This window comes from Streptomyces niphimycinicus (genome assembly GCF_018883605.1).
Classification (GTDB): domain Bacteria; phylum Actinomycetota; class Actinomycetes; order Streptomycetales; family Streptomycetaceae; genus Streptomyces; species Streptomyces niphimycinicus.
On record NZ_JAHLEM010001090.1, the window covers coordinates 1 to 3,448 of the forward strand.

Annotated in this window: 2 protein-coding genes and 1 pseudogene; all 3 read left to right on the forward strand. The window is 73.3% G+C overall.

Annotated features, from left to right (window positions below):
* Positions 1–1,473, forward strand: a 1,473-nt coding sequence (locus KN815_RS47775; protein ID WP_216348023.1) for a hypothetical protein, incomplete at its 5' end; no start/stop codon positions are given.
* A 67-nt stretch (positions 1,474–1,540) separates the two neighbouring features.
* On the forward strand, positions 1,541–2,401 hold the full coding sequence (locus KN815_RS47780; RefSeq protein WP_106685963.1) for a hypothetical protein: 861 nt from the start codon (positions 1,541–1,543) through the stop codon (positions 2,399–2,401).
* A 68-nt stretch (positions 2,402–2,469) separates the two neighbouring features.
* Positions 2,470–3,448: pseudogene (locus KN815_RS47785) on the forward strand (hypothetical protein); the annotation flags it as partial.

Here is a 3,448-nt window from a genome sequence, read left to right on the forward strand (position 1 = left end):
AGGCCGGCCCCGGGCCCGGCCGCCGACGAGGGCCTGGCCCGGCGGCTGCGCGCGCTCGCCTGCACCGCGCCGCTGCACGACCTCGACGCGCGCAAGGCCAACCTGGCGGGGGAGTACGGGGTGTACGCGATGGCGGAGGTCGCCCTCGCCGCCATCGACCTCGTCACGCTCCATATGGACTTCGACACCGGCGCCGACCACGAGCAGATAGTGGCCAGGCTGCTGCCCCGCGTCGCCGCCCAGGCCCCCGGGCGCCCCGCCGCCGAGCACGACCGGGTCGCCCGCTGGGTGCTGGAGAACCTGATCAACGTCGGCAGTGTGGACCGCGGCTTCCGCGCCGTTTACGGCACCTTCGGGCCTGATGGGGTGTATGTCCGCAGGGACTATGACTTCAAGCTGATCGAAGAGGTGCCCGGCCCCGGCGGCAGCGTCTATCTGCGCACCACCGACGAGGCGGTCAACGTCCTGGTCGGCGCCCTCGACACGGATGTCACCAGCGCCCAGATCGCCGCCGAGGTCAAGCTGGAGGTCCTCATCAGCCGCGGCCGGCTCGCCGATGCCCAACTCGCCGCCGAGCAGGCCCGCTACCGCACCGTGCAGTACTCGGAGACGCTGCGCCGCACCCTCGACGCCACCCGGCGCAACGTCCGCGCCGTCGACTGGCTGAGCACCGTCCCCGAGCTGATCAGCGAGGCGCTCGACCACGTCGCCGACCGCTACCGCCATGAGAACGCCATCCTCACCAACATCCGTAAGGCGCGCGACGAGGCGGAGAGCGCCGAGCACAAGCGGCGCGCCGCCGAGCTCGTCGACATCGTCAAGGACTGCATCCGGCGCCACACCCAGCTCCAGTCCCGGCTGCTGGAGGCCGGTCCGCTGTTCCGCGCCGAGCAGGACCGGCAAGCCTTCGCACCCCCCGCCCCGCGCTCCGGATACGACCTGTACGGACAGTTGCTGGCCCCCGTCCTCCCGCTTCCCCTCGACCGCGCGGGCCGGGTCACCGACGCGTTCTTCGCCCGCGGCACCGGCCTGCGCACCCCGACCTCGGTGCGCATGGGCGACCTGGTCGAGATGCTGCTCACCCCACCCGTGGAGCGCGAGCACCTCGGCGCCGAGATGCCCGAGCCGGACCTCATCGCCACCCCCGACGACAGCCGCTTCAGCGAGGAGCAACTGGCGGTGGCCATGGAGCTGCTCGAGCTGCCCGCCGACGCCCCCCGCCGGCTGTCCGGGCTGCTCGCCGACGCCCGCCGCCGCGACCCCGAACTGCCCTATCTGATCGCCCTCCTCGCCGTCCACGCCGCCAGCCCCCCGGTCGGCACCGCCTACCGCCAGGGCGAGCAGCGGCTGCTGTTCGCCGTGGACGACGGCACCGAGCTGGACGACCCCGAGTTCGGCGGTGCCGACCTGATAGTGGGCACCGCCCTGCTGGACGCGGTCGGTATGGCGGCCGACCGGGCGGAGGTGGCCTGATGGCCAAGACCAGTGCATACACCCCGCGCGAGGAGGTTCAGCCGTGACCGAGTACGACATCGACGACATGACACCGCCGGACGCGGCACCCGCCCCGGCGGCGCCCGGGATCACCCCCGCCGACGCGGCCGACGCCGCCCGGCTGGTGGCCTTCGGACTCCAGCCCAAGCTGCTGCCCGCACGGGACGTCGAATACGCCGAGCTGCTGCGCCGCCACCGCGACGAACCGGCGTTCGCACGCCTCGCCGACGCCGTCGCCGCCGGGCTCGGGCTCATCGTGCTGGAGGTCTCGACCCGCGCCGGAATGGCCGTGACCGCCGCCGAGGACTCCGTCTTCGCCGTCCGCATGGGCGACTACGCCCGCCGGGCCGCCACCGACTCCGCCGACCGCTTTCTGCACGGCCTCGCCCATCTCGCCGTCGCCGCCCTGGCGTTCCCCCGCCCCGAGGACCTCGCCGACGACGGCTATATCGGCCGGGTCACCGTCAACGGTGTGGACGCCTTCGTCCGCCAGGCGTGCCGACGGCTGGAGGAGCGCGCCGAGGAGCAGGGGGAGAACACCGACCCGGCCACCGGCGCGCCCGGGCTGGAATCCGCCTGGCGGGTGTACGCCCGGCGCAGCGCGACCGGCGCCACCAAGGACGCGCGCAGGCTCGCCGGTTCCACCACCGGCATCGTCGGCAAGGCCCTCGCCTTCCTGGTCGACTCCGGCTTTCTCCAGCGCACCGGGGACGAGTCCGGCGGCACCTACCGCACCACCGCCCGCTACCAGCTCCAGGTGCGCGACATGGCGGCCACCGCCGCCATGGCCGAGCTGCTGGAGCTGGGTGTCGTCCCCGTCAGCGACGGCAGTGCGACCCTGCTGCCCCCCGACGAGGGCGACGACCTCGATCTGGTGGCCGACGCCGGTCTCCCCTTCCACTCCTGAACCCCGCCCCTGCCCCGTCGCCGCCCGCCCGGTATCACCGCCCCTTCCCACAACGAGAGTCCGCCGCCATGTACGAGCTGTCCCGGATCCGCCTCTACTCCATCGGGCCGGCCGGTGCGCGTTACGCCGACACCGTGCTGGACCTGCGCGGAGTCGGCGGGCCGGTGCCCAGCCCCGCGCCCACCCAGGCGGAGTTCTTCGAGGAGGAGCCGGTCGGCCCGCCGCGCCGCCCCGCCCCCGCCGGTGTGCTCTTCCTGGAGAACGGCGGCGGCAAGTCCGTCCTGCTCAAGCTGATCTTCTCGGTGATGCTGCCCGGCCATCGCAACACCCTGGGCGGCGCCAGCTCCGGTGTGCTGCGCAAGTTCCTGCTCGCCGACGACTGCGGGCATGTCGCGCTGGAGTGGCAGCACACCGTCACCGGTGAGACCGTCGTCGTCGGCAAGGTCAGCGAATGGCGCGGCCGTCAGGTCTCCAACGACCCGCGGAAGTTCGCCGAGGCGTGGTACTCCTTCCGGCCCGGTCCCGGAATGAGCCTGGACTCGCTGCCGGTCGCCGAGTCCGCGGCGGTGCGGCCCGCCGTCGAGGGCGCCTCCACCGCACGTGGCCGCCGCCGCACCATGAAGGGCTTCCGTGACGCCCTTACGGAGGCCGGCAAGGCGTATCCGCATCTCGACGTGGTCTGGGTGGAGATCCACGAGCGCTGGAACGAGCACCTCGGCGAACTCGGCCTCGACCCCGAACTCTTCCGCTACCAGCGGGAGATGAACGCCGACGAGGGCGAGGCCGCCGGGCTCTTCGCGGTCAAGAACGACTCCGACTTCACCGACCTCCTGCTGCGCGCCGTCACCGACACCCGCGACACCGACGGGCTCGCCGACCTCGTCCACGGCTTCGCCCACAAGCTGGGCCGCCGCGCCGAGCTGACCGCCGAGCGCGACTTCACCGCCGGTTCGCTCGATCTGCTCCAGCGCATCGCGGAGGCCGCGGAGCGGCGTGAGCAGGCCCGCGGCGTGCACGCGGGCGCCGAGCGCCGCACCCGTACGCTCG

Excerpts from the sequence above, each read along its gene's own strand:
- KN815_RS47780 (WP_106685963.1), top strand. The coding sequence starts at position 1,541 with ATGACACCGCCGGACGCGGCACCCGCCCCGGCGGCGCCCGGGATCACC.